Consider the following 25,132-nt stretch of genomic DNA (forward strand, 5'->3'; position numbering starts at 1 on the left):
ACCTTCCATGTTCAAGCTCATCATTGAAACCGCGGTACGCCACCGCTGGCTGGTCGTGGCCCTGGCTGCACTCGTTGCCGCCGTGGGCCTGTTCCAGCTCGGCAAGCTGCCGATCGATGCGGTACCGGACATCACCAACCGCCAGGTGCAGATCAACACCGTGGCACCGGCACTGACGCCCGAGCAGATCGAGCGGCAGGTGACCTATCCGCTGGAAACCGCGCTGGCCGGCATCCCCGGCCTGACCACCACCCGTTCGCTGTCGCGCAATGGCTTCTCGCAGGTCACCGCGATCTTCACCGATGCCACCGACATCTACTTCGCCCGCCAGCAGGTGGCCGAACGCATGCGCGAGGCCGCCGAAGCGCTGCCCGAGGGTGCCTCGCCGATGCTGTCGCCGGTCACCACCGGCCTCGGCGAGGTGTTGATGTGGACGGTGGACTTCACCGCGTTCGACCCTGCGAAGCTGGCCAAGCCCGGTGAAGCCGGCTGGCAGGCCGGCGAGGTCTACCGCACGCCGGAAGGCAACCTGCTGCGCACGCCGGAAGAACGTGCCACCTACCTGCGCACCGTGCAGGACTGGATCATCGCGCCGCAGATGCGCTCCAGCCCCGGGCTGGCGGGCGTGGACACCGTCGGTGGCTACGTGAAGGAATACGGCGTGCATCCGGACAGCGCGCGGTTGGCCGCGCATGGCCTGGGCCTGGCTGATCTGGTGACGGCCCTGCAGCGCTCCAACGTACAGGCCGGTGCCGGCTTCGTGCAGCGCGCCGGCGAAGGCCTGGTGGTGCGTGCCGACGGTCTGGCACTGACCACCGACGATCTGGCACAGGCGCCGGTAGCCACCCGCAACGGCGTGGTGGTGCGGGTGGCCGATGTGGCCGATGTCGGCCTCAGCCGCGCACCGCGCCTGGGTGCGGCCAGCCGCAACGGCCATGAAGCCGTGCTCGGTACCGCGCTGATGATCGCCGGCGGCAACAGCCGCACCGTGGCCCAGGCGGCCGCCACACGGCTGAAGCAGGTGAATGCCTCGCTGTCGGCGGACATCGTGGCCGCGCCGGTGCTGGACCGCAGCGTGCTGGTCAATTCCACCATCAAGACCGTGGCCAGGAACCTCACCGAGGGCGCGCTGCTGGTGGTGGTGGTGCTGTTCCTGCTGCTCGGCAACCTGCGCGCGGCGACGATCACCGCACTGGTGATCCCGCTGTCGTTCCTGTTCGCGGTGATCGGCATGAACCGCTTCGGCATCAGTGGCAACCTGATGAGCCTGGGTGCGCTGGACTTCGGCATCCTGGTGGACGGCGCGGTGATCGTGATCGAATCGACGCTGCTGATGCTGGGCCAGCGTCGTGCCGAACTGGGCCGCGCGTTGACCGCGATGGAACGCCTGCGCGTAGCGGCCGATTCGGCGCGAAAGATGGCACGCCCGGCAGCGTTCGGCCAGCTGATCATCCTGCTGGTGTTCGCACCGATCCTCACCCTGGAAGGGGTGGAGGGCAAGACGTTCCACCCGATGGCCGCTACGTTCATGCTGGCCCTGGTGGGTGCCTTCATCTTCTCCTTCACCTTCGTGCCGGCGATGGCCGCGCTGATGGTCCGTGAGTCGAAGCCGAAGGAAGGCGAGGCACACAGTGATGATGGCCAGCACGAAACGAAGCTGATCCGCGTGCTGCGTGGACGCATCGAGCCGATCATCCGCCAGGCCGTCGCGCGGCCGCGCGCAGTGATCGCCGGTGCAGCGTTGATGCTGCTGGTGGGCATTGGTTCGTTCGGCCTGCTCGGCCGCGAGTTCATGCCTACCCTGGATGAAGGCAACGTGGCGATGCAGGCACTGCGCGTGCCATCCACTTCGCTGGAGCAGTCGCTGGCGATGCAGCTGGCACTGGAGAAGGCCATCGCCCAGCAACCGGAAGTGGAAACGGTGTTCTCGCGTACCGGCACCGCCGAAGCGGCAATCGACCCGATGCCGACCAACATCTCCGACAGCGTGATCGTGCTCAAGCCGCGTGCGGACTGGCCCGATCCGAAGCTGGGCAAGGAGGCGCTGGTGGCCCGCTTCGAAGAACTGGCCGGCCAGCAGCTGGGCAACAGCTTCGAGTTCAGCCAGCCGATCGAGCTGCGCTTCAACGAGCTGATTTCCGGCGTGCGCACCGACCTGGCAGTGATGATCTTCGGCGATGACTTCAGCCAGCTGCAGAAGGTGGCCGACCAGGTGGCGCTGAAGCTGCGCGCGGTGGAGGGCGCGGCCGATGTGCGGGTGGAGCAGATTTCCGGCCTGCCCACGCTCAACGTCAAGATCGACCATGTAGCGGCAGCGCAATACGGGCTGACCGCCGCCGACGTCAGCGATGCGCTGTCCACCGGCATCGGCGGCACGGCAGCCGGCAAGATCTTCGAGGGCGACCGTCGCTTCGATGTGGTGGTGCGTCTGGATGACAGCGCACGCAACGACCCGGATCAGCTGGCCTCGCTGCCGATCGCCACGCCGGCCGGCGTGGTGATTCCGCTGTCCTCGGTGGCGCGCATCAGCGTCAGCGAAGGGCCGAACCAGATCAGCCGCAACAACGGCAGCCGCCGGGTGGTGGTGCAGGCCAATGTGCGCGGCCGCGACCTCGGCGGATTCGTTGGCCAAGCACAGGCCGCCGTGGCCGACGTGGCGCTGCCGCCCGGTGCGTACCTGACCTGGGGTGGCCAGTTCGAGAACCTGCAGCGCGCGGAGAAGCGCCTGGCCACGGTGGTGCCAGTGGTATTCCTGCTGATCGGCAGCCTGCTGTTCATGGCCCTGCGCAGCGGCAAGGAAGCGGTGCTGGTGTTCAGCTGCGTGCCGCTGGCGCTGGTCGGCGGCATCCTCGCCCTGCTGCTGCGCGGCATGCCGTTCTCGGTGTCGGCCGCGGTGGGCTTCATCGCCGTGTCCGGCGTGGCCACGCTCAACGGCCTGGTGCTGATGCAGGCGATCCGCGAGCGCCTGGACGCCGGTGACGTGCCGATGATGGCCGCGATCAATGGTGCATCCAGCCGTATCCGCGCGGTGCTGACCACCGCACTGGTGGCCATCGTCGGCTTCATTCCGATGGCGATCGCCAGTGGTTCCGGTGCGGAAGTGCAGAAACCGCTGGCAACGGTGGTGATCGGTGGCTTGATCACCGCCACGGTGCTGACCCTGCTGGTGCTGCCAACCTTCGCTGCGCGGGTGGCCAAGCCAAGGGCGGTGGGGTGAAACATGACGGGGTCGGATCCTGCGATCCGACCCTGTTTTCCGATCCCCGGTAGTGCCGGCCGCTGGCCGGCAATGTCGAACGATTGCAGTGCGTGCAGGTTGCCGGCCCCCTTGACGTCGAACTTGTCGCCCAGCTCCTTCTCGGCCTGCGCACGCAGGCGCACGATGGCGATCTCGCCGAGCTTGTAGCTCAACGCCTGCCCCGGCCAGGAAATGTAGCGATCCACTTCGGTGGTCACTTCGTGCTCACTCAGCGCCGTGTGGTCACGCAGGTAGGCCAGCGCCTGCTCGCGGCTCCAGCCCTTGCTGTGCACGCCAGTGTCGATCACCAGGCGCGTGGCGCGCCACATCTCGTAGGTCAGGCGACCGAAATCCTCGTACGGGGTTTCATAGATGCCCATTTCCACGCCCAGCTTCTCGCAGTACAGCGCCCAACCTTCGCCATAGGCGGAGATGTAGGCATTGCGGCGGAACTCCGGCAGGTTCTTCTGCTCGGCAGCGATGGCACCCTGCAGCGCATGGCCAGGGTCGGATTCGTGCAGGGTCAACGCCGGCAGGTTGTACAGCGGGCGCGACGGCAGGTTGTAGGTGTTGAGCCAATAGGTGCCCATGCCACCACGGCCGGCGGTCCAGAACGGCGCGATATCCGGCGGCACCGGCACGATGGTGAAGCGCGCGCGCGGCAATGTCATGTACTTGCCGAGCTGGCCATCGGCACGCTTGGAGATCCATGCGGCACGCGACAGCAGTTCTTCCGGCGTCCTGGCATAGAACTGCGGGTCGGTACGCAGGAAGGTCAGGAACTCGGCGAAGCTGCCCTTGAACTTCACCTGCTTGATGATGTCGTTCATTTCCTTCTGGATGCGTGCCACTTCATCCAGGCCGATGCGGTGGATCTCGTCCGGCGACAGGTCCAGCGTGGTGTATTCGTGGATCTGCTGCTTGTAGTACGCCTTGCCGTCGGGCATCGCTTCGGCGGCCAGGGTGGTACGCGCCTGCGGCACATACTCGTTGACGAAGAACGTGCGCAGCTGCTGGAACGCCGGCACCACCTTGCCGCTGATCGCCGCGCGGGCCTGTGCCTGCAGCTTGGCCTGCTCGGCAACCGGGACGGTGTTGGGCAGCTTCTTGAACGGCGCGTACAACGGCGATTCGGTCGGATCCTTCAGCTCGGCGACGGTGGCGATGGACACCTCGCGACCATCGAGCACCGCACGCGGCACGCTGAAGCCGCGCTTCAGGCCGGCGCGCATGTTCCCGGTCTGCTGGTCGAAGTAGCGCGGCACATCATTCAGGCGCGCGATGTAGTTCTGGTAGTCCTGCACGGTCTTCATTTCGCGCCGGGCCATGAAGGACAGGTTGGACCAGAACGAGGAGTCGGCGTTGAACGGCATCTCGTAGCCGCGCAGGCGCACTTCTTCGGCCAGGTTGAACACCTGGTCGCGGTAGATCGCGTAGTTGACCTGGTTGTCGGGCGACAGGGTCTTCGGGTCGATCTTCTTCAGCGCGGCCAGGGTCTCGTCCCATACCTCCAAGCGTGCCTGCTGCGCGGCCGGGCCGACGTCGGGCATGCGGGTGGCGTTGGCCGGCGCGTCTTCGTCCTCGCTGGCCTCGCCGCCGCCTTGCTGGCGCCACTTCCATTCCTTCTCGTACAGCGCGCGGAAGGCGGCATCGGCGGGCGACTCAGTGGCCACGCTGGCCGGCGCGGTGGCGGTGGGCGGTGCGGCCAGGGCCACGGCAGGGGCAGACAGGGCGATCAGCAGGGCTACGGCAAGACGGGTTTTCACGAGCACAGGTTCCCGGGAAGGCAGACCCCGATCATGGCACCCCGCACCGCGCATGGCATGGGACGAAGGTCCTGCCTCAGTAGATCCACGCCATGCGTGGATGCTCCTGCCGCGGACGCATCGGGCCAACCAAGGTCGGCATCACCCGGGCACGGCGGCGCCTGCGTGGCCGCTCTGGTAGCTGCCAACCTTGGTTGGCTCCCGGAGAAAACCAGCGCCGACCAAGGTCGGCATCTACCAAGGCGTCAGTGACTGGCCTTGTCCCGCTTCCAGCCGCGATGCTTGATGTCCAGCTGCAGGCTGTACAAGGCGGTGAACGCCGGGAACAGGTTCTGCAGCACGCCCACCGAATCCTGCTTGGCCGAGAACAGGAAGTAGCTCAGCGTCATCAGGCTGCCGACCACGCTCATGTACCAGAACAGACGCGGGATCACCGGCTTGCCGGCGCGCTTGGAGGCAACGAACTGGACCAGCCAGCGGCCACCGAACATCAATGCGCCGGTGTAGCCGATCAGCTTCCAGCCGGTCACATGCAGGCCGGTCCAGTACAACCAGGTCAGCGGCTGGTCCAGCCAGTGAAGCTCCAGGTCCATCAACGCTCCTCCACCGCGGTGCGCTTGCTGCGGGTGATCAGCCAGGCCACGCCGCGCAGGTCGCGGATGCCGACCAGCGCGCGGCCCAGATTGTTGTACTTGGACACGCCGGCAGTGCGGTGGCGATGGTTGACCGGCACGCTGGTGGTCTTCCAGCCGGCGCGCTGCATCAGTGCCGGCAGGTAGCGATGCATGTGGTCGAAATACGGCAGGTCGAGGAAGGCATTGCGCTCGAACAATTTGATGCCGCAGCCGGTATCGGGGGTGTCATCGCGCAGCATGCGCGCGCGGATGGCGTTGGCCCACTTGCTGGCCCAGCGCTTGCTGCCGCTGTCCTGGCGGTTGACGCGCCAGCCGGCGAACAGCTTCACCTGGGCATCGGCAGCACCGCGGGCCTCCAGCAGCTTGGGGATGTCGGCCGGATCGTTCTGGCCATCACCGTCCAGGGTGGCGATCCACGGTGCACGCGCGTGCTTGACGCCGGTACGCACTGCGGTGCTCTGCCCGCTCTGCGAGACGTGGTGCAGCACCCGCAGCTCCGGCGTGGTGGCCTTCAGGCCCTGCAGCACGGCCAAGGTGTCATCGCGCGAATGATCATCAATGTAGACGATCTCGAACGGCAGCCGGCCGCGCAAAGCAGCGGTGATTTCGGCCACCAGGGGCGCGACGTTGTCGCGCTCGTTGAATACAGGGACGACAACGGACAGCTCGGGTTGGCTCATGGGGGGACTCGGCCAAGGAGGGACAAAGACCGCGCATTTTCCGAAGCCGAGGTTATCCGAAGATGAATCCGGCGGCGTGAGGATCGGTTTTCAGGCGCGATCAGCAAAATACTCGCGGCACCACTGCACCACCGGCGGCAGGCCCTGTTCGATCGGCATGACCGGTTCGTAGCCAAATGCGTCATGTGCGCGCCGGGTATCGGCCATCGTGCGCACCATGTCGCCCGGCTGCATCGGCTTGTAGACCTTCTGCGCGGGGCGACCGGCGGCCTGCTCGATCACGCCGATGAAGCGCTCCAGCTCGACCGGCGTGTGGTTGCCGAGGTTGAACACCCGGTGCGGCACCGGACCATCAGCCGGATGCGCGAGGGCGCCGAGAATACCGGCCACGATGTCGGAGACATGTGTGAAATCGCGCTGCATGCGGCCTTCGTTGAACACATCGATCGAACGGCCAGCCAGTACCGCGCGCGAGAACAGCAGCGGCGCCATGTCCGGCCGGCCCCACGGGCCATACACGGTGAAGAAGCGCAGGCCGGTGGCGTGCAGGCCATACAGCTGTGCGTAGGTGTAGGCCACCAGTTCATTGGCGGCCTTGGTAGCGGCGTACAGCGAGCGCGGCTGGTCCACGCGCTGGTCTTCGGAAAACGGCGGCGTGGCCGAATCGCCGTACACCGAACTGCTGGACGCATACACCAGATGCTGCACGCCACGGTGGCGGCACAGCTCGAGCATGTTGACGAAGCCGACCAGGTTGCTGTCGACGTAGGCGTGCGGGTTTTCCAGCGAATAGCGCACGCCGGCCTGCGCGGCCAGGTGGATCACCGCGGTCGGCTGCACTTCCTCGAACAGCGCGGCCAGGCCGTCGCGGTCGGTCAGGTCCAGCGTGCGCAGATCCAGCGTCGGGCACAGCGCGGCCACGCGGTCGCGCTTGATCTGTGGGTCGTAGTAATCGTTGAAGTTGTCCAGGCCGACCACCGACTGGCCCGCATCAAGCAGGGCACGAGCGGTGTAGGCACCGATGAAGCCGGCAGCGCCGGTGAGCAGGATGGTCATTGCGGTGAGCCTGGAATTCAACGGTCAATTCAGTAGTGATGGCGTCTGATGGTACGCGCAGGGCCTAGAACAGGCCGAAACGCTTCTTGGCCACATTGGTGCGCCCCGGCTGGATGACATCCTGGATGTTCTTCGCATCGAAGCGGTCCAGCAGGGTTTCCGAGTCCTTTTTCAGCTTCAGGTCCATCTCTTCCGGGTACAGCGGCACGATCGCCATGAACTCGATGGTGGTGCCGTCTTCCAGCGCCAGCGTGCCGAAGTCGTCCGGGGTCGTGACCGGCGGCAGCACGATGGCCCCATCGAACCCCACGCCCGGTGCATAGGGCTCGGACGGATGGCCGTTGGGAATGGTGTGGCCGAAGCCCAGCCAGGTGTCGTACTCGTGCGGCAGCCGCGCCAGGGTCTTCAGCAGCCGCACCGGCCAGTAGTTGCGCTCATCCTCGAAGGCATCCTGGGTGATCGGCCAATCCGCCGGCAGGGTCACCATCAGTTCCATGTGCCGGGGGGCGTCCACCTCGTCGGGCACGGCCATCGGCAGATCGCTCATGCCCGAGGTCACCAGCCGCAGGTACGGGCACTCGTCGGTGGCGGGCACCACATGCACGTCGATGTGCACGATATCGGAGATGATTTCATGGAAGACCCCGGAGATCGGGCCCAGATGGCGCTCGATGTGCGCGCTGATCTCCTCGATGTGCGACTCGCCCTGGGCCGGGGTGAAGTCCTTCTCGCGGCTGTGCACGAGAATCGGGCTGCCGCCCGGGCTGACGTCGTCTACTTCAATGGTCATGTCCTGCTCCCTGGATGAGCCACGGGGCGGAGCGGCCCACCTGCGGTGGACGACGCGGCCTCCGGCACGCGCGGCGGTGCGTTCCCTGCAATCGACGGCACACGGCAGGAACAGGCCGTGCGCCCATGAAGATGCGCCGGGGTCAGCCCTGGCGCGTGCGCAGCCGCTCCAGCACGCCATCGAGCGTGTCCAGGTTGGCGTAATGGATGATCAGCTTGCCCTTGCCGCCGCGGCCATGATTGATGGCAACGGAAGTCCCCAGCACTTCGGACAGCTCGGTTTCCAGCGAGGCGATATCGGCCTGCTGCACCTTGGCCACCGGCTGCGGACGGTTGCTCGGCACCTTGCCGGCGGCAAACGCCTGCGCACGGCGCTCGACCTCGCGCACCGACCAGCCTTCATCGGCCGCTTCCTGGGCCAGCTTGCTGGCCAGTTCCGGGGCCAGCGTCAGCAGCGCGCGGGCGTGCCCCATCTCCAGCCGGCGCGTTTCCAGCAGCAGGCGGATGGCGATCGGCAGCTCCAGCAGGCGCAGCAGGTTGGACACCGCCGCGCGCGAGCGGCCGACGGCCTCGGCGGCCTCGGCATGGGTCAGGGTGAATTCGCTGATGAGGCGCTGCAGCGCTTCGGCTTCTTCCAGCGGGTTGAGGTCTTCGCGCTGGATGTTCTCGATCAGCGCCATCGCGATGACGGTGCGGTCTTCCAGCTCGCGCACCACCACCGGCACTTCGTCCAGGCCGGCCAGCTGCGAGGCGCGCCAGCGACGTTCACCGGCGACGATCTCGAAGTTGCCTGCCGGCAGCTGGCGCACCAGGATCGGCTGGATCACGCCCTGCGACTTGATCGAGTCGGCCAGTTCGGACAGCTTGCCCTGGTCCATCTCGCGACGCGGCTGGTACTTGCCCGGCTGCAGCTGGCCTACCGGCAGCTTGCGCAGCACTTCACCGGGCAGCGGCTCGATCACCGCCGTACTGGCCTGCACCTGGCTGACCGCGCCCTTCGGACCGAGCAGTGCGTCCAGGCCGCGGCCGAGGCCTCGCTTCTTGGCTGCAGGCTTGCTGCTGGTCATCAGACGGTCTCCACGGCCTTGGTGGCCTTGTTGCGTTCGTTGTTGCGACGGATGATCTCGCCGGCCAGGCCGAGGTAGGCCACGCCGCCGCGCGAAGCACGATCGTAGCCGACGATGCTCTGGCCATGGCTGGGCGCCTCGGCCAGGCGCACGTTGCGCGGCACGATGGTGCGGAACACCCGGTCGCCGAAGTGCTCGGTGAGCTCGGCCGACACGGCATTGGCCAGGTTGTTGCGCACGTCGAACATGGTGCGCAGCACGCCTTCGATCTCCAGCGCCGGGTTGAGGTTGGCACGCAGCGCTTCGATGGTTTCCACCAGCGCGCTCAGGCCTTCCAGCGCGTAGTACTCGCACTGCATCGGCACGATCACCGAATCGGCGGCGGCCAGGGCGTTCAGGGTCAGCAGCGAGAGTGCCGGCGGGCAGTCGATCAGGATGTAGTCGTACTCGTCGCGGATCGGCGCCAACGCGCGCTTCAGGCGCTGCTCGCGCTCGCTCTGCGCCATCAGCTGGATCTCGGCTGCGGTCAGGTCGATGTTGCCCGGCAGCAGGTCGTAGCCTTCGGCGGTCTGCACGCGCACGTCGGCAGCGCTGGACTCGCCCAGCAGCAGATCGTAGGTGGAGGAGACCAGCTCGCGCTTGTCCACGCCACTGCCCATGGTCGCGTTGCCCTGGGAATCCAGGTCGACCAACAGCACGCGCTTGGGTGCGTTGGCCAGGGAAGCGGCCAGGTTGACGGCGGTCGTGGTCTTGCCGACGCCACCCTTCTGGTTGGCGATGGCGATGATGCGGGCCATGCGGGTGTGCCTCGTCGACGTGTGCTGGGACCGGTCATTATGCGTACAACCGGGCCCGTGCGGAAATCGTGGATCGCCAACCGCTTGTTCCACAAGGGGCGGGCGGCGGGGTTCAGGGACCTGTGACGGTGACCAGATGGCGTTCACCGGCCAGGCCGGGCACGCTCAGCGGGACCACCTCGCGTACCTGCCAACCGGCCGGCAGCGCTGCGATCTCCTCATGCGGGTAGACGCCTTTCATGGCCAGCAACACGCCACCGGGGCGCAGCAGGTGGCCACCGACGCGGACGATGCCGGCCAGGGTGTCCATCGCGCGCGCGGTCAGCTGGTCGTAGCTGCCCGGCTCGGCCAGCGCTTCGGCGCGCGACTCGGCCACGCGGGCATTGCCCAGGCCCAGCTGGCGCACGGCCTCGCGCATGAAGCGGGCCTTCTTGCCGTTGCTTTCCACCAGGGTGACATGCAGGCCCGGGCAGGCGATCGCCAGCGGGATGCCCGGCAACCCGGGGCCGGTACCGAGGTCGGCCAGGCTGCCATCGGCCACGAACGGCTGCATCGCCAGTGAATCGAGCAGATGGCGGGTGACCATTTCCTGCGGATCGCGGATGGCGGTGAGGTTGTAGGTGCCGTTCCAGCGGTGCAGCAGCGCCAGGTAGCGCAGCAGCGGCGGGGCCAGCTCGGCGGCCAGGCCCATGCTGGCCAGGCCCTGCTGCAGCGTGGTCGCTACGCCGGCGGGAAGATCGTGTTCGCTCATGCCGGCATTATCGCCGGTTTTCGCTGTTGATTCGCCGATTCACTGCGGATACCAGGCCAATGCGGCGCGGAATTGTCCGCTGGCCTGCCATTCGTGCAGGTGCCAGCGCGCGGCCTCGCCCAGCTCCGGGTCGCACCAGCGCAGGTGCAGGGCGCCATCGTTGGCCGGGGCCAGCTGCAGGCGGTGGAGGCCGAAGGAAATGCCCTGCCCGTGTGCCTTCAGCATCGCTTCCTTGGCACACCAGACGCGGAAGAACCAATGTTCGCGGTCGGCCTCGTCCAAGCCTTGCAGCCACGCCACTTCGTCGGGATGGAAGAAGCGCTGGATGATTTCCAGCATGCGCGGGCGCGGCCGCAGCAGTTCCAGGTCCACGCCCAGCCGCACACCCTCGCCCAGCGCTACCAGCAGCACCTCGCCGCTGTGGCTCCAGCCGGTGCCGTAGTGGGCGAGCGCGCCGCTCAGTTCCGGCCGGCCCTTGTCGTCGCGCACCAGCGGCAGCGCATCCGGCTCGCCCCCCAGGGCCTGTGCCAGCACCTGCCGGGCCTGCGGCTCACCGCGCTGGCCGGGGACGTGCGGGCAGCGCCAGACGGTAACCGGACCAAACCGCCAGGGGCCCTCAAGGGTGGCTGGCAGGCTCATCCGCACGCGCCCGTCACAGGATTGCACAGCGGGTTCACGGCACTGCGCGTCAACTGGACGCGGTTATCCACCGGAGAGTCGATCATGGGCATCATCATCTGGCTGATCGTCGGCGGCATCGTCGGCTGGCTGGCAAGCATCATCATGAAGCGCGATGGCCAGCAGGGCATCATCCTCAACATCGTGGTGGGCATCGTCGGCGCACTGATTTCCGGCTGGCTGTTCGGCGGCGGCATCAATGAAGCGATCACCCTGCGCACGTTCCTGTTCTCGCTGATCGGCGCGGTGATCCTGCTGGCGATCGTCAACCTGTTCACCCGCAAGAGCATACGCTGACGGCGTGGTGGTGTCGGCCGCAAGCCGGCAAACGCATCAGGACGGGGCCCGGCATCGCCGGGCCTCGTTGTTTCAGCCCAGCTGTACCCACGCCGGTGCATGATCGCTGGGGCGTTCCCAGGTGCGCGGCTCGCGGTCGATGCCCGAGGCCACCGCACTGCCCTTCAGCGCATCGGAAACCAGGGTGAGGTCGATGCGCAGGCCAAGGTTGCGGCGGAAACCCGCTGCGCGGTAGTCCCACCAGCTGAAGGTGCCGGCCTCATCGTTGTGCAGGCGGAAACCATCGTGCAGGCCCAGCTGCAGCAGCTTGTTCAGTGCGCCGCGCTCGGCAGTGGAGGTCAGGATGTGGTTGTCGTTCCACACCTCCGGGTCATGTACATCGCGCGCATCGGGGGCGATGTTGAAGTCGCCCATCACGATCAGCTTCGGATGCCGCTGCAGTTCTTCGGCGATCCACGCGTGCACCGCCTCCAGCCAGCGCAGCTTGTACTCGTACTTGTCGGTGCCCACGTCCTGGCCGTTGACCACGTACAGGTTGATCACCCGCAGGTCGCCGAAGGTGCCGGCGATGACCCGCTTCTGCTCGTCCTCGAAGCCGGGAATGCCGATCTGCACGTCCTGCGCCGGCTCGCGCGACACCAGCGCCACGCCGTTGTAGGTCTTCTGCCCGGCGAACACGCTGCGGTAACCGGCGGCGACCAGCGCCGAGTCCGGGAACTTGTGGTCCTCCAGCTTGGTTTCCTGGATGCCGACGATGTCCGGGCCGAAGTCCTTGAGCCACTGCTCCAGGTGCGGCAGGCGGACATTGAGCGAATTGACGTTCCACGAGGCGATCTTCATGCGGGCATTCTACCCGGGTGGGCTTTGGTAGAGGCCGACCTTGGTCGGCGCTTGGGGTTCACGCGCGCCAACCAAGGTTGGCCCCTACCGGAACCGGCCGCACGGGTTGGCCCCTAGCGGTAGTGSCGGCCGCTGGCCGGCAGCTGCAGGTCCCCGCCGGAGGGTCATGAAGTTGCCGSCCAGCGGCCGGCACTACCACTGGTTGCACGCCCTGCCTGGATTCATCGCAGCAGCAGTTTCAACAACCCCGCAATCTTCGAATACGGCGGCCGCAGCCGATCACTGGCCGCCCAGCGCGACTGCCACAGCACCGGCAACAGCTTGCTCATCGCATCAAACCCGGCCCGCCCGTGGTACGCGCCCATGCCGCTGGCGCCCACCCCACCAAACGGCAAGCCATCGGCGGCGAAGTGCAGCAGCGTGTCGTTGACCGTGACCCCGCCGGCCAGCACCTGGCCGAGAATGCGCTCCACCGTGGCCGTGTCGTGGCTGAAGGGATACAGCGCCAGTGGCCGGTCGCGGGCCACGATGTCGGCCAGCGCCGCATCCAGGTCCGGATAGGCGCGCACCGGCAGGATCGGGCCGAAGATCTCATCGCGCATCAGGTCCAGGTCATCCGGCGGGTCCAGCACCACGGTCGGCACCAGCAGCCGCTCGCGATCGGCGCGCGCGTCATCCACCGGCGCCAGCGCAATCACCGGCACGCCGCGTTCGCGCGCCTGCGCCAGATAGCCCTGCAGGCGCCGGTACTGGCCCTCGTTGATGATCCGCGTGTAGTCGTCGGCATCGCTGAAATCACCATAGCGCTCGCGCACCTGCTGCTGCAGCGCCTGCACGAACTCACGCTGGCGCACGCTGTCGATCAGCACGTAATCCGGCGCTATGCAGGTCTGGCCGGCGTTGAACCACTTGCCGGTGGCCAGCCGCGCGGCGGCTTTGTCCAACGGGAAATCGCGGCAGACGATCGCCGGCGACTTGCCGCCCAGTTCCAGCGTCAGCGGCACCAGATGCTCCGCCGCCGCCGCCATCACCTTGCGGCCGACCGCGGTGGAACCGGTGAACACGAGGTGGTCCAGCGGTAGCGAAGACACCGCCGCGGCCACGTCCGCGTCACCCTGCACCACCGACACACGATCGGGCGGGAACACGCTGGCCAGCAGATCGGCCAGGAACGCGCTGGTGCGCGGGGTGTGCTCCGAAGGCTTCAACAGCACATGGTTGCCAGCGGCAATCGCGGTGGCCAGCGGCACCAACGCCAGCGTGACCGGATAATTCCACGGCGAGATCACCCCGACCACGCCCAGCGGCATCGGCCGCAGCTGCGCGCGCGCCGGCCATAGTCGCCAGCCGGCGCCCACCCGCTGCGGCTTCGACCAGCGCCGCAGGTGGCGACGCAGGTGGTCGATGGCCGACAGCACGCTCATGCCATCGGCCACCTTTGATTCCACGTGGGCACGATGGCCGAAGTCCTCGGCGATGGCCGCAGCCATTTCGTCCATGCGGTCCTTCAACGCCGCGCGCAGGCGACGCAGGTCGGCTTCGCGCTGGTCAAGCGACGGGCGCAGCGACTGCCAGGCGCTGCGCAGGGTGTGCAGGATGACGGGGAGGTCGGCTGGGGCGGTGGTGGTCATGGGCCGACTATACGGCGTGCTGTGCAATGTAATGGTAGTGCCGGCCGCTGGCCGGCAGCCTCATGGATCTTCGGCAGGCATCGTGCAGTTGCCGGCCAGCGGCCGGCACTACCAGAAAAAGAAAGGCCGCGGTCTGCACCGCGGCCTTCCTTCATTGCATGGAAACCACCGTTACTTGGTGATGTCCACGTTCTTCGTCTCGCGCAGGAACAGGCCGCCAATCACCACCGACATCAGCGCGATGATGATCGGGTACCACAACCCGTAGTACAGGTTGCCGGTACCGGCCACCAGCGCGAACGAGATCGCCGGCAGGAAGCCACCGAACCAGCCGTTGCCGATGTGGTACGGCAGCGACATCGAGGTGTAGCGGATGCGGGTCGGGAACAGTTCGACCAGGTAGGCGGCGATCGGGCCGTAGACCATGGTCACGTACAGCACCAGCAGCCACAGCATCAGGATCGTGCCTGCGTAGTTGATGCGCGAACCATCAGCCTTGGCGGGATAGCCGGCACCGGTCAGTGCAGTCTTCAGCTCGGCACCGAATGCATCGGCCTTGGCCTTGCCTTCTTCCTTGGTCAGGCCGGCGGCCTCGTACGAGGTGACGCTGGCGCTGCCCACGTTGACCATCGCCAGCGAACCGGCAGCGGCCGGCTGCACGTCATACGGCACACCGGCCTTGGTCAACGCAGCGGTAGCCACGTCACAGGAGCTGGTGAACTTGCGCAGGCCAACCGGATCGAACTGGAACGAGCAGGTGGTCGGGTCGGCCACGACCAGCGCCGGCGAGCTGCTGCGGGCTTCTTCGATGGCCGGGTTGGCGAAGTGGGTCAGGCCCTTGAAGATCGGGATGTAGGTGATGGCGGCCAGCAGGCAGCCGGCCAGGATGATCTTCTTGCGGCCGATACGGTCGGACAGCCAGCCGAAGAAGATGAAGAACGGCACGCCCAGCGCCAGCGCGGCGGCGATCAGCAGGTAGGAGGTGGTGGCATCGACCTTCAGCATGCTGCTGAGGAAGAACAGCGCGTAGAACTGGCCGCCATACCAGACCACCGCCTGGCCCGCTGCGGCGCCGAGCAGCACCAGCAGCATCAGCTTCAGGTTGCCGCCCTTCAGGCTGTCACGGAACGGCGTCTTGGAACCCTTGCCCTCCGACTTCATCTGCTGGAACAGCGGCGACTCGCTCAGCTGCAGGCGGATCCACACCGACACGCCCAGCAGCACGATCGAGACCAGGAACGGAATGCGCCAGCCCCAGGCTTCGAACGCTTCGTTGCCGAGGAAGTAGCGGCAGGCGAGGATGATCAGCAGCGACATGAACAGGCCGAGGGTGGCCGTGCACTGGATGAAGCTGGTGTACAGGCCGCGCTTGTCGTCCGGCGCGTGTTCGGCCACGTAGGTCGCCGCACCACCGTACTCACCGCCCATGGCCAGGCCCTGGGCCAGGCGCAGGATGATCAGGATCACCGGCGCGGCGAAGCCGATCGAGGCGTAGTTGGGCAGCACACCGACCAGGAAGGTCGAGATGCCCATGATCAGGATGGTGACCAGGAAGGTGTACTTGCGGCCGATGCGGTCGCCGAGGCTGCCGAAGAAGGCCGCGCCGAACGGTCGCACGAAGAAGCCGGCAGCGAAGGCCAGCAGGGCGAAGATCATGCCCGTGGTTTCATTGACGCCACTGAAGAACTGCTTGGCGATGATCGCCGCAAGCGAGCCATACAGGAAGAAGTCGTACCACTCGAAAACGGTGCCCAGGCTGGACGCGAAGATGACCTTCTTGTGTCCCTGGGTAAGTTGGGCTTTCGCCGGTGCAGGTGTTGTGGACATGGGACCCTTCCCCTCTGTAGGTGCCGACCTTGGTCGGCACGCAGTCTTGGTAGATACCGACCATGGCCGGCACTCAATCTCGGTAGGTGCCGACCGTTGGTCGGCACTCATTTAAAAACTGTATTTCGTCGTGAACTGCAGACGGGTGATGTCGCCCTTGTTGCCGTTCTCGATCTCGCGCTTGCCGTACATCAGCTCGGCACCGACATCGACCTTGGGCATCGGCGAATAGAAGATGTTGCCGCGGATGCTCTGCACGCTCTTGGTCACCAGCGGGCCGAGAATGCTGTCGTTGTCGTAGTCGCTGCGCGCGTAGATCAGGTTGGTGCGCAGCTTCGGCGAGAACGCATGGCGCCAACCGACGTAACCGGCGATCACACCGGTCGGGTTGAGCTCGTCACGGGCCACGTCATAGGCCGAATCGGCGGTGATGCCCAGGCCGATGTAACGGGCGATGCCCTCGCCACCGGTGAACTGGTAGTGCAGCGAATCGCTGTCACCCATCACCCACTTGCCGCCCAGGGTCAGGCCACCGGCCACCTTGTCGGCCTTTGCGCCGGTGGCCTGGTTGTCGACCTTCAGCTGACGGACGATACCGCCAACACCGAACGTGCCCCAGTCACCCTTCCAGCCATAACGCAGGGTCAGGTCCGGCAGGCTGCCGCGATCGGAATTGGCGCTGGCATTGGTCCAGGCGCCGGTGACCGGATTGCGCGTACCGGTGAGGGTGGTCGTTTCCGGATTCTCCAGCGCGACGCTGAAGCCGCCCTGGGTGTAGCGCACCTGCGCCTGGCGCACGAAGATCACGCCATCGGTGGGACCGACGAAGTCGACCGCTTCCGGCAACGACGCCGCATCCATGAAGTTCGACCAGGTCTGGCCGGCCATCCAGTTGTTCCAGTACATGTACGCATGGCGCAGGGTCACGCCATAGGTGTTGGTGGCGGTCTGGTTGCCCAGCGAGTTGCCGAAGAAATCCATCTCGAAGAACGCGCCGGCCTTGTTGCCCGACTCGCTGACGTTGTCGATGCCCAGGTTGAAGCGCGAGAACTTGGCGTGGGCGTTGTAGTCCACATCCGAGCGCTTGCCGCTGCCGCCGGCGCCTTCCACCGGGGTCTGCCCGGGCAGGTACAGCGAGCGGCCGGTGGCATCGTCGGCCAGCTGGCCATCGCTGGTCTGGGTGGCCAGGAAATCGGCCTTGATGAAACCGCCGATCTTGACCGTGGTGCCCGGCGCCGCGCCGGGGGTGATGGTGGTGACCTGGATCGGCTGCTTGCCCGCAGGCACCGCCGGCTTCTGTTCGGCCTGCAGCGTGCGGACGTCGGTGACCGCCTGCTGGGTCTGCACGATCTGGGTCTGTTGCTGCTGCTGCGACGCCAGCAGCGCCTGCACCTGCCGCTCCAGCTCGGCGACGCGTGACTCCAGTGCCTTCTCTTTGGCGGTCTCAGCGAACGCCATGCCCGGTGCGACCAGGGCGACCAACAGGCAGGCCGCCAAAGGTGTGCGCACGGCTTTCAACGTACGGTGGCTCATGTTGCCCTCTCTCCCAAGTGGCAAGGTGATGCCGCGCGTGGGGCACGGTCGAGCCGAGACTGCGGGGCGTTTGCACGCACCGGCTATTGGCCATTGGTCGAACCCGGGCCTGCAGGGGCCCGACTTTCGACCAAGGTCTAACCGAAGTGGTGACGCGACCGGGGGTGGATGGGGCAAACTGAGGGGGAACGGCTGCTGCAATGCTGCGGCTGCACACACAAAGTCAACGTGCAAGTGAGGGTGCCATGGCTGATCTCTACCCTGTCGATCCGCAGTTCGCCGCCAAGGCGCGTATCGACAAGAACACCTATGAACAGCAGTACCAGGCCTCGGTGTCCGATCCGGATGCGTTCTGGGGCAAGGCCGCCGAGCGGCTGGACTGGTCGCGCAAGCCGACGAAGATCAAGAACGTCAGCTACGACCTGTCCGACTTCCACATCAAGTGGTTCGAAGATGGCGAGCTCAACGCCAGCGTGAACTGCCTGGACCGCCAGCTGGAAAAGCGCGGCGACAAGACGGCCCTGCTGTTCGAGCCGGACAGCCCGGACGCGCCGGCCCAGCACGTGACCTATCGCGAGCTGTACGAGCGCACCTGCCGTCTCGGCAACGCGCTGCGCAACCTGGGCGTCAAGAAGGGCGACCGGGTCACCATCTACCTGCCGATGATCGTCGACGCTGCCGTGGCCATGCTGGCCTGCGCGCGCATCGGTGCGATCCACTCGGTGGTGTTCGGTGGCTTCGCCCCGAATTCGATCGCCGACCGTGTCAGCGACTGCCAGAGCAAGCTGATCATCACCGCCGACGAAGGCCTGCGCGGTGGCCGGAAGATTCCGCTGAAGGCCAACGTCGATGCGGCGCTGAAGCTGCCCGGCACCAATACCGTGGAAACCGTGCTGGTGGTGCGCCACACCGGCGGTGCGGTGGACATGCAGGCCCCGCGCGACCGCTGGTTCCATGATGTGGTCGACAGCCAGCCGGCCAGCTGCGAGCCGGAACCGATGAACGCCGAGGATCCGCTGTTCATCCTCTACACCTCCGGTTCCACCGGCAAGCCGAAGGGCGTACTGCACACCACCGCCGGCTACCTGCTGTACGCGGCGTACACCCATGAAGCGGTGTTCGACCTGCGCGAGGACGACATCTACTGGTGCACCGCCGACGTCGGCTGGGTCACCGGCCACAGCTACATCGTGTACGGCCCGCTGGCCAACGGCGCGACCTCGCTGATGTTCGAGGGCGTGCCGAACTACCCGGACACCTCGCGCTTCTGGAACGTGATCGACAAGCACAAGGTGTCGATCTTCTACACCGCCCCCACCGCCATCCGTGCGCTGATGCGCGAAGGCGAGGAGCCGGTGAAGAAGACCTCGCGCGCTTCGCTGCGCCTGCTTGGCAGCGTCGGCGAACCGATCAATCCGGAAGCCTGGCGCTGGTACTACGAAGTGGTCGGCGACAGCCGTTGCCCGATCGTCGATACCTGGTGGCAGACCGAGACCGGCGGCATCCTGATCTCGCCGCTGGCCGGTGCGATGGATCTGAAACCGGGTTCGGCCACCCTGCCCTTCTTCGGCGTGCAGCCGGCCCTGGTCAATGCCGATGGCGAGATCAAGGACGGCCCGACCGAAGGCAACCTGATCATCCGTGACTCCTGGCCGGGCCAGATGCGCACGGTGTACGGCGACCACCAGCGCTTCATCGACACCTACTTCCGCACCTACCCGGGCAGCTACTTCACCGGTGACGGCTGCCGCCGCGACGAAGACGGCTACTACTGGATCACCGGCCGCGTGGACGATGTGATCAACGTGTCCGGCCACCGCATCGGCACCGCCGAAGTGGAAAGCGCGCTGGTCTCGCACCCGAAGGTGGCCGAGGCCGCCGTGGTCGGCTTCCCGCACGACGTGAAGGGCCAGGGCATCTATGCCTACGTCACGCTGGTGGCCGAGGAGGCACCCAGCGACGAGCTGCAGAAGGAGCTGGTCGCCTGGGTGCGCAAGGAGATCGGGCCGATCGCCACGCCCGACCACCTGCAGTGGGCGCCGGGCCTGCCGAAGACCCGTTCGGGCAAGATCATGCGCCGCATTCTGCGCAAGATCGCCGAGAACGCACCGGACCAGCTCGGCGACACCTCGACCCTGGCCGATCCATCGGTCGTGGCGTCGCTGGTGGACGAGCGCAAGGTCCGTTGATGTGCTACCCGGGGTCGGATCCCTTTCCACAAGGAAAGGGCTCTGACCCCATCTGCTTTCCCCCCACGGTTCCCCCCGACCATGACCACCCTCCTGATTGCCGATGACCATCCGTTGTTCCGCGAAGCCCTGCGGGGTGCCGTGCAGCGGGTCATTCCGGGCGTTCAACTGTTCGAGGCCGACAGCGTGGAAGCGTTGTATGCGCTGGCCGACCAGCACAACGACGCCGACCTGGTCCTGATGGATCTCAACATGCCCGGCGCACAGGGTTTCAACGCACTGGTGCACATGCGCTCGCTGCATCCGCACCTGCCGGTGGTGGTGGTCTCCGCACGCGAAGAAGCCACGGTGATGCGCCGTGCACTCGACCATGGTGCGCTGGGTTTCATTCCGAAATCCGCCGATTCGGACACCATCGGCCATGCGCTCGGCACCATCCTCGATGGCGAGACCTGGGCGCCGCCGGAAGCACACAACGTGCCGCCGACCGGCAGCGAAGAACGCGAAGTCGGCCAGCGTCTGCGCGAGCTGACCCCGCAGCAGTTCCGCGTGCTGCAGATGTTGGGTGCGGGCCGCTTGAACAAGCAGATCGCCTACGACCTCAATGTCTCCGAAGCGACGATCAAGGCGCACGTGACCGCGATCCTGCGCAAGCTGGGCGTGACCAACCGCACCCAAGCGGTGCTGATGGCCGGCAAGCTGGCGATCGACGACGACGCCATCGTGCTGCCACCGGAAGAAGACTGAGGGTTCGTGCCGGCCGCTGGCCGGCAACCGCGTGAAACTGTTTGAGCTGCCGGCCAGCGGCCGGCACTACCGGATTCCGCTTCGGCCGGCGCCACCACTTCGCGGTGATATAGCCATCGCTATACAAACCAGCCGTGCCTGCGCGTTTCGCACGGAATGCGCCACGCGCGGATCGCGGTGCTAAGCTTCGCGTCCCCTTGGGGAGTAGCCGGATTCCTACGCAGGAATCGTCCACGTCAACATACTCGGCCAGTGCGCCGTGGCGTGGACAACCATGATGGTTGGCGAGACCAGCGGCCCGCGCGCGCAACGTCAGGTTGGGCGCGAGCGCGAGCCGTGCGTCCGTCCTTGCCCGACCTTCTGCTGCCGCCCATGTCTCCTGTTTCGATCCTCCTGATCGGCTTTGCCATGTCCACCGATGCCTTCGCCGCGGCGATCGGCAAGGGTGCCGCCATGCGCAGGCCGGTGTTCCGTGATGCGCTGCGCGCCGGCATCATCTTCGGCGTCATCGAGGCGATCACGCCCATCATCGGCTGGCTGCTCGGTCGTGCCGCCCTGCAGTACGTCGAAGCCTTCGACCACTGGATCGCCTTCGGCCTGCTCGGCGCACTGGGCATCCACATGATCTACAACGGCCTGCGCCCTGACAGCGGCGAGGACGATGAGGATCCGTCGCAGCATCACGGCTTCTGGAAGCTGGCACTGACCGGCTTCGCCACCAGCATCGACGCGATGGCAGTGGGCATCGGCCTGGCCTTCATGGACGTGCATATCGGCGTGATGGCGGCGGTCATCGGCCTGTGCACGCTGACCATGGTCACCGCCGGCATCATGCTCGGCCGCGCACTCGGCAGCATGGTCGGCAAGCGCGCCGAAATCATCGGTGGCGTGATCCTGGTGATCATCGGTGCGACGATCCTGTACGAACACCTGCACGGCGTGGCGTAACCTGCCGGCGATTGCGAGGTTGCCGGCCAGCGGCCGGCGCTACCGGGCTCGTCATCCGCGTGTGGCGTGGATTCAGTCGTTGTTGCGGGTGTCCCGCAGCGCACCCAGGAAGGCACGTAGCGACGCCGGCTTGATCGGCTTGGTCAACAGGCGATAGCCGCGCTCGCGTGCCATCCGCTTCAGTTCATCGCGGCCATCGGCAGTAAGCAACGCACCGGGCAATGGATAGCCCGCCGCCTCGCGCAGTGCGACCAGTGCGTCCAGGCCATCCATGCGATCGTGCAGGTGATAGTCCACCAGCATCACCTGCGGACGCTCGGCAATCTTCTGCAGCGCCTGGTCCACCGTCGATGCGGTGATCACCTGCACCTGCCAACGCCCCAGCAGCGCGCGCATGCCATCGAGGATCTCCTCGTCGTTGTCCACGCACAGCACGCGCAGGCCGGCCAGCGAATCACTGCGGACCGGCGGTGCGGCCTGTGTCACGATGAGCGCTTCGGTATATCCCGGCAACGGCGCCACCCGCGGCAGGATGATCGAGAACATCGAACCACTGCCAACCCGGCTGCGTGCATTCAAACGATGGTCAAGCAGGCGCGAGATGCGCTGGCAGATCGACAGGCCCAGGCCCAGGCCCTGCTCGCCCCAGTCGAACGGCTGCTGGTAGCGGTGGAACTCGTCGAAGATCTGTCGCATGTGGTGTTCGGGAATGCCGGGGCCGGTATCCCACACCTGTAGTTCCACTTCGTCGCCGCGCTGGCGCACGGCCAGCACGATGCGCCCCTGCCGCGTGTAGCGCAATGCATTGGCCAGGAAGTTCTGCAGCACGCGGCGCAGCAGGCGGCGATCACTGCGCACCCAGGTGGTACGCGCGAACAGATCCAGCCGCAACCCACGCCCGGCCGCAACCGGCGTGTACTGCGCGGCCAGCTCACGCATCAACGCACTGACATCGAATTCGCCGATCACCGGATGCAGGCCACCAGCATCCAGCCGCGACACGTCCAGCAGCCCATCCAGCAGCTCTTCGGCCGCACGCAGCGACGCATCCACGCGTTCGGCCAGGTGCCGCTGCTCGTCGCTGACATGGTCGCTGTCGCGCAGCGCCGAAGCGAACAGCCGCGCCGCATTCAACGGCTGCAGCACGTCATGGCTGATCGCCGCCAGGAAGCGGGTCTTCGATTGCTGTGCGACTTCCGCAACATGCGAGCGCTCGGCCACGCGCTGTTCCAGCGTTTCGTTGGCTTCCAGCAGCGCGCGTTCGGCGTGCTTGTAGTCGGTGATGTCGTTGTAGCTGGTGACGTAGCCGCCGCCAGGCAGTGCCTGGCCGCGCATTTCGATCACCTTGCCATCGCTGCGGGTGCGCTCGAAGACGTGCGGCGAACCGGCGCGCATGTAACCGATGCGGCGGTTGATCTGCATTTCGATGTCGCCTTCGCCCAGCTCGCCACGCTCGGCGTTGTAGCGGATCAGGTCAGCCACCGGCCGGCCCACGTAGAGCATGCCGTCGGGGTAGCCGAACATGTCCTGGTAGCGCCGGTTCCAGGCAGTCAGGCGCATGTCCGGGTCGACCACGCTGACGCCGGCGCTGATGTTTTCCAGGGTGGTCGACAGGATCTCGCGGTTGAAGCGCAGTTCCTGCCCGGCTTCGTCCAGCACCGCCACCACTTCGCCCAGGTCCATGCCCGAGCCGCGCAGCAGGCTGGTCAGCAGCAGGCGCGCGGACGCCGCACCGATCGATGCAGCCAGCAGGCGCTCGGTGAACTGCACCCACGGCCGGTCTGCCGGCGCCGAGGACTGCAGCTCGCGCCCCAGCGACTGCGCCTGTTCGAAGAACGAGCGCCGCGCATGGCGCTCGCCGACCACGCGCGAGGCCAGTGCCAGCAGGTCACCCACGTGCACGTGGCCCGGCCAACCACCGGCCACTGAAGGCCGCTCGGCATAGGGATCGAGGAAGGGTGCAGCGCGCAAGCGCTCATCCACGCCGGGGCGCCAACGCGCGGACACCAGCATCATCGTCGCCGCGTTGACCAGCAACGACCAGAACGTGCCGTGGGTCAGCGGGTCCCAGCCGGTCATGCCGAACAGCTGTTGCGGCCGCAGCCAATCGATGCCGAACGGACCATGCTGCACCCAGCCTGCATCCATCCAGCCGGCCATGGTCATCGCCGGCAGCAGCAGGGTGTACAGCCAGGTGGCGAAGCCGAGCAGCATGCCGGTCTCGACGCCACGACGGCTGGCGCCGCGCCAGTACAGGCCACCGATCAGGCCCGGCGCGAACTGCGCCACCGCGGCGAACGCCATCAGTCCGTACGAGGCCAGCGTGCTGTCGTTGCTGCTGCTGCGGTAGTAGCTGTAGGCCATCAGTGCCAGCAGCAGGATCGCCAGCCGGCGGATCCACAGCACCCGCGAGGCGACATCGGCCGCTTCCTGGTGATCGCCACTGCGACGCAGCAGCACCGGCATCACCAGATCGTTGCTGACCATCGTCGCCAACGCGATCGAGGACACGATGACCATGCCGGTGGCGGCAGAGAACCCGCCGATATAGGCGATCAGTGCCAGCGCGTTGCGACCCTCGGCCAGCGGCAACGCCAGCACCATCGAGTCGTCGGCCACGCCGCTTCCGGTACCGAACAGGCTGACGCCGGCGGTGGCGATCGGCAGCACCATCGCCGAGATCAGCACCAGGTAGCCGCCGAACATCCAGCGCGCGCGGCGCACATCGCGCACATCGCCGCACTCCACCACCGCCACATGGAACTGGCGCGGCAGGCAGATGATGGCCAGGAAACTGAGCAGCGTCTGCGAAATGAACCCCACCGGCGGAAGCCCGGTGAACAGCGTATGCACCGACTCCACCACCGCCTCGTTGCGGTCGCTGAGCCAGACATAGGCGAACACGCCCACCGCCACCATCGCCACCAGTTTGATCACCGACTCCAGCGCGATGGCCAGCATCATGCCGTGGTGGTGTTCGGTGGCGTCCACCTGGCGGGTACCGAACAGGGTGGCGAACAGCGCCATCAGCAACGCCACATACAGGGCCGGATCGCTGAAGAATCCGGTCGGCCCGGTGTTGCCGGTCAGTACCTGCAGGCTCATCGCCACCGCTTTGTACTGCAGGGCGAGGTAGGGAATGATGCCGATCAGCGCGATGATCGCCACCAGCGCCGCCAGCCGCCGCGAGCGGCCGAAGCGCGAGGAAATGAAATCGGCGATGGAGACCACGTTCTGGCTGCGCGCGATCAGCGCCAGGCGCTCGATGATGCGCCAGCCGAACAGCAGCAGCAGCAGCGGGCCGATGTAGATCGGCAGGTAGCCCACGCCGTTGCGCACGGCGGTACCGACTGCGCCGTAGAAGGTCCACGACGAGCAGTACACCGCCAGCGCCAGGCTGTAGACGACCGGCCGCAGCCACGGCCGGTCCGGGTACATCGGCCGACGGTCGCCCCACCACGCCACGCCGAACAGCAGCGCAGCGTAGGCAACCGAGACCAGCAGCAGGATCCAGCTGGAGACCAAGCGCGTGTTTCCGTCGGAGGAGGGGCCAGTAGATCACGACCGTTGATCGTGATGGTAGGTCACGACGGAGGGTCGCAAAGGTGGGTCACGACCGTTGGTCGTGACAGAGGCGTCCGTGCCCACCAACGGTGGGCACCC

18 protein-coding genes, 1 pseudogene and 1 riboswitch are annotated in these 25,132 nt (G+C 66.6%); of the genes and pseudogenes, 5 read left to right on the plus strand and 14 right to left on the minus strand.

The window, feature by feature from the left end:
- Window positions 1-7: 7 nt before the first annotated feature.
- Window positions 8-3,217 carry an efflux RND transporter permease subunit gene (locus AB4Y98_RS09305; protein WP_442244228.1) on the plus strand — a complete coding sequence of 1,070 codons (3,210 nt, stop codon included), beginning with the start codon at window positions 8-10 and terminating at the stop codon, window positions 3,215-3,217.
- A gap of 110 nt (window positions 3,218-3,327) precedes the next feature.
- Here the strand turns inward: AB4Y98_RS09305 and AB4Y98_RS09310 are convergent.
- The 9 genes and pseudogenes from AB4Y98_RS09310 to AB4Y98_RS09350 form a co-directional block, all read right to left on the minus strand.
- A pseudogene (locus AB4Y98_RS09310) lies at window positions 3,328-5,004 on the minus strand (DUF885 domain-containing protein); the annotation flags it as partial.
- 245 nt (window positions 5,005-5,249) lie between these two features.
- Window positions 5,250-5,597, minus strand: a complete 348-nt coding sequence (locus AB4Y98_RS09315) for a lipid-A-disaccharide synthase N-terminal domain-containing protein (protein WP_025878793.1) — start codon at window positions 5,595-5,597, stop codon at window positions 5,250-5,252.
- Complete coding sequence (locus AB4Y98_RS09320) at window positions 5,597-6,319, minus strand: glycosyltransferase family 2 protein (protein WP_230111203.1); 723 nt, start codon at window positions 6,317-6,319, stop codon at window positions 5,597-5,599. The genes AB4Y98_RS09315 and AB4Y98_RS09320 overlap by 1 nt, the downstream gene beginning before the upstream one ends.
- 90 nt (window positions 6,320-6,409) lie before the next feature.
- On the minus strand, window positions 6,410-7,375 hold the full coding sequence (locus tag AB4Y98_RS09325) for an NAD-dependent epimerase/dehydratase family protein (RefSeq protein ID WP_442244229.1): 966 nt from the start codon (window positions 7,373-7,375) through the stop codon (window positions 6,410-6,412).
- A gap of 64 nt (window positions 7,376-7,439) precedes the next feature.
- On the minus strand, window positions 7,440-8,165 hold the full coding sequence (locus AB4Y98_RS09330) for a suppressor of fused domain protein (protein WP_032976777.1): 726 nt from the start codon (window positions 8,163-8,165) through the stop codon (window positions 7,440-7,442).
- Window positions 8,166-8,307: 142 nt separating this feature from the next.
- Window positions 8,308-9,231 (minus strand): ParB/RepB/Spo0J family partition protein, encoded by a 924-nt coding sequence (locus AB4Y98_RS09335; RefSeq protein ID WP_025878789.1) that lies wholly within the window; start codon window positions 9,229-9,231, stop codon window positions 8,308-8,310.
- Window positions 9,231-10,028 carry a ParA family protein gene (locus tag AB4Y98_RS09340; protein WP_025878788.1) on the minus strand — a complete coding sequence of 266 codons (798 nt, stop codon included), beginning with the start codon at window positions 10,026-10,028 and terminating at the stop codon, window positions 9,231-9,233. The genes AB4Y98_RS09335 and AB4Y98_RS09340 overlap by 1 nt, the downstream gene beginning before the upstream one ends.
- A gap of 112 nt (window positions 10,029-10,140) precedes the next feature.
- Window positions 10,141-10,779, minus strand: coding sequence for a 16S rRNA (guanine(527)-N(7))-methyltransferase RsmG (gene rsmG, locus AB4Y98_RS09345; protein WP_442244230.1), 639 nt, complete (start codon window positions 10,777-10,779; stop codon window positions 10,141-10,143).
- 39 nt (window positions 10,780-10,818) lie between these two features.
- Window positions 10,819-11,418: a 4'-phosphopantetheinyl transferase family protein gene (locus AB4Y98_RS09350; protein ID WP_099785896.1), complete on the minus strand. Its 600-nt coding sequence runs from the start codon at window positions 11,416-11,418 to the stop codon at window positions 10,819-10,821.
- A gap of 84 nt (window positions 11,419-11,502) precedes the next feature.
- On the opposite strand from AB4Y98_RS09350, the gene AB4Y98_RS09355 reads away from it, so the two are divergent.
- Window positions 11,503-11,754 (plus strand): GlsB/YeaQ/YmgE family stress response membrane protein, encoded by a 252-nt coding sequence (locus tag AB4Y98_RS09355; protein ID WP_025878785.1) that lies wholly within the window; start codon window positions 11,503-11,505, stop codon window positions 11,752-11,754.
- Window positions 11,755-11,826: 72 nt separating this feature from the next.
- Here AB4Y98_RS09355 and xth read toward each other — a convergent pair whose 3' ends face one another.
- The 4 genes from xth to AB4Y98_RS09375 all read right to left on the minus strand — a co-directional run bounded on the left by xth (window position 11,827) and on the right by AB4Y98_RS09375 (window position 17,585).
- Window positions 11,827-12,594, minus strand: a complete 768-nt coding sequence (gene xth / locus AB4Y98_RS09360) for an exodeoxyribonuclease III (protein WP_280884351.1) — start codon at window positions 12,592-12,594, stop codon at window positions 11,827-11,829.
- Window positions 12,595-12,815: 221 nt separating this feature from the next.
- Window positions 12,816-14,225 (minus strand): coniferyl aldehyde dehydrogenase, encoded by a 1,410-nt coding sequence (locus tag AB4Y98_RS09365; protein WP_442244231.1) that lies wholly within the window; start codon window positions 14,223-14,225, stop codon window positions 12,816-12,818.
- Window positions 14,226-14,396: 171 nt separating this feature from the next.
- Window positions 14,397-16,052 carry an MFS transporter gene (locus AB4Y98_RS09370; RefSeq protein WP_025878778.1) on the minus strand — a complete coding sequence of 552 codons (1,656 nt, stop codon included), beginning with the start codon at window positions 16,050-16,052 and terminating at the stop codon, window positions 14,397-14,399.
- 111 nt (window positions 16,053-16,163) lie between these two features.
- Window positions 16,164-17,585: a DcaP family trimeric outer membrane transporter gene (locus tag AB4Y98_RS09375; protein ID WP_442244232.1), complete on the minus strand. Its 1,422-nt coding sequence runs from the start codon at window positions 17,583-17,585 to the stop codon at window positions 16,164-16,166.
- Window positions 17,586-17,830: 245 nt separating this feature from the next.
- On the opposite strand from AB4Y98_RS09375, the gene acs reads away from it, so the two are divergent.
- The 3 genes from acs (at window position 17,831) to AB4Y98_RS09390 (ending at window position 21,469) form a co-directional block, all read left to right on the plus strand.
- Window positions 17,831-19,774, plus strand: a complete 1,944-nt coding sequence (gene acs, locus AB4Y98_RS09380; RefSeq protein WP_025878776.1) for an acetate--CoA ligase — start codon at window positions 17,831-17,833, stop codon at window positions 19,772-19,774.
- Window positions 19,775-19,855: 81 nt separating this feature from the next.
- Window positions 19,856-20,521 carry a response regulator transcription factor gene (locus tag AB4Y98_RS09385; protein WP_006477308.1) on the plus strand — a complete coding sequence of 222 codons (666 nt, stop codon included), beginning with the start codon at window positions 19,856-19,858 and terminating at the stop codon, window positions 20,519-20,521.
- Between the two features lie 193 nt (window positions 20,522-20,714).
- Window positions 20,715-20,804, plus strand: a riboswitch (yybP-ykoY riboswitch).
- Between the two features lie 89 nt (window positions 20,805-20,893).
- Window positions 20,894-21,469 (plus strand): manganese efflux pump MntP, encoded by a 576-nt coding sequence (locus tag AB4Y98_RS09390; RefSeq protein WP_032976929.1) that lies wholly within the window; start codon window positions 20,894-20,896, stop codon window positions 21,467-21,469.
- Between the two features lie 72 nt (window positions 21,470-21,541).
- Here the strand turns inward: AB4Y98_RS09390 and AB4Y98_RS09395 are convergent, their stop codons facing one another.
- Complete coding sequence (locus tag AB4Y98_RS09395; protein ID WP_442244233.1) at window positions 21,542-24,994, minus strand: hybrid sensor histidine kinase/response regulator; 3,453 nt, start codon at window positions 24,992-24,994, stop codon at window positions 21,542-21,544.
- Between the last annotated feature and the right edge of the window lie 138 nt (window positions 24,995-25,132).

This window comes from Stenotrophomonas sp. 2YAF26 (assembly GCF_052114625.1).
GTDB lineage: Bacteria > Pseudomonadota > Gammaproteobacteria > Xanthomonadales > Xanthomonadaceae > Stenotrophomonas > Stenotrophomonas indicatrix.

What these genes read in the sequence shown, in the direction of transcription:
- AB4Y98_RS09390 (WP_032976929.1), top strand. Translation starts at nt 20,894, where the DNA reads ATGTCTCCTGTTTCGATCCTCCTGATCGGCTTTGCCATGTCCACCGAT.
- AB4Y98_RS09370 (WP_025878778.1), bottom strand. Translation starts at nt 16,052, where the DNA reads ATGTCCACAACACCTGCACCGGCGAAAGCCCAACTTACCCAGGGACAC.
- AB4Y98_RS09315 (WP_025878793.1), bottom strand. Translation starts at nt 5,597, where the DNA reads ATGGACCTGGAGCTTCACTGGCTGGACCAGCCGCTGACCTGGTTGTAC.
- xth (WP_280884351.1), bottom strand. Translation starts at nt 12,594, where the DNA reads ATGAAGATCGCCTCGTGGAACGTCAATTCGCTCAATGTCCGCCTGCCG.
- AB4Y98_RS09355 (WP_025878785.1), top strand. Translation starts at nt 11,503, where the DNA reads ATGGGCATCATCATCTGGCTGATCGTCGGCGGCATCGTCGGCTGGCTG.
- AB4Y98_RS09375 (WP_442244232.1), bottom strand. Translation starts at nt 17,585, where the DNA reads ATGAGCCACCGTACGTTGAAAGCCGTGCGCACACCTTTGGCGGCCTGC.
- AB4Y98_RS09385 (WP_006477308.1), top strand. Translation starts at nt 19,856, where the DNA reads ATGACCACCCTCCTGATTGCCGATGACCATCCGTTGTTCCGCGAAGCC.
- AB4Y98_RS09365 (WP_442244231.1), bottom strand. Translation starts at nt 14,225, where the DNA reads ATGACCACCACCGCCCCAGCCGACCTCCCCGTCATCCTGCACACCCTG.
- AB4Y98_RS09340 (WP_025878788.1), bottom strand. Translation starts at nt 10,028, where the DNA reads ATGGCCCGCATCATCGCCATCGCCAACCAGAAGGGTGGCGTCGGCAAG.
- AB4Y98_RS09305 (WP_442244228.1), top strand. Translation starts at nt 8, where the DNA reads ATGTTCAAGCTCATCATTGAAACCGCGGTACGCCACCGCTGGCTGGTC.
- AB4Y98_RS09335 (WP_025878789.1), bottom strand. Translation starts at nt 9,231, where the DNA reads ATGACCAGCAGCAAGCCTGCAGCCAAGAAGCGAGGCCTCGGCCGCGGC.
- rsmG (WP_442244230.1), bottom strand. Translation starts at nt 10,779, where the DNA reads ATGAGCGAACACGATCTTCCCGCCGGCGTAGCGACCACGCTGCAGCAG.
- AB4Y98_RS09350 (WP_099785896.1), bottom strand. Translation starts at nt 11,418, where the DNA reads ATGAGCCTGCCAGCCACCCTTGAGGGCCCCTGGCGGTTTGGTCCGGTT.
- acs (WP_025878776.1), top strand. Translation starts at nt 17,831, where the DNA reads ATGGCTGATCTCTACCCTGTCGATCCGCAGTTCGCCGCCAAGGCGCGT.
- AB4Y98_RS09320 (WP_230111203.1), bottom strand. Translation starts at nt 6,319, where the DNA reads ATGAGCCAACCCGAGCTGTCCGTTGTCGTCCCTGTATTCAACGAGCGC.
- AB4Y98_RS09325 (WP_442244229.1), bottom strand. Translation starts at nt 7,375, where the DNA reads ATGACCATCCTGCTCACCGGCGCTGCCGGCTTCATCGGTGCCTACACC.
- AB4Y98_RS09330 (WP_032976777.1), bottom strand. Translation starts at nt 8,165, where the DNA reads ATGACCATTGAAGTAGACGACGTCAGCCCGGGCGGCAGCCCGATTCTC.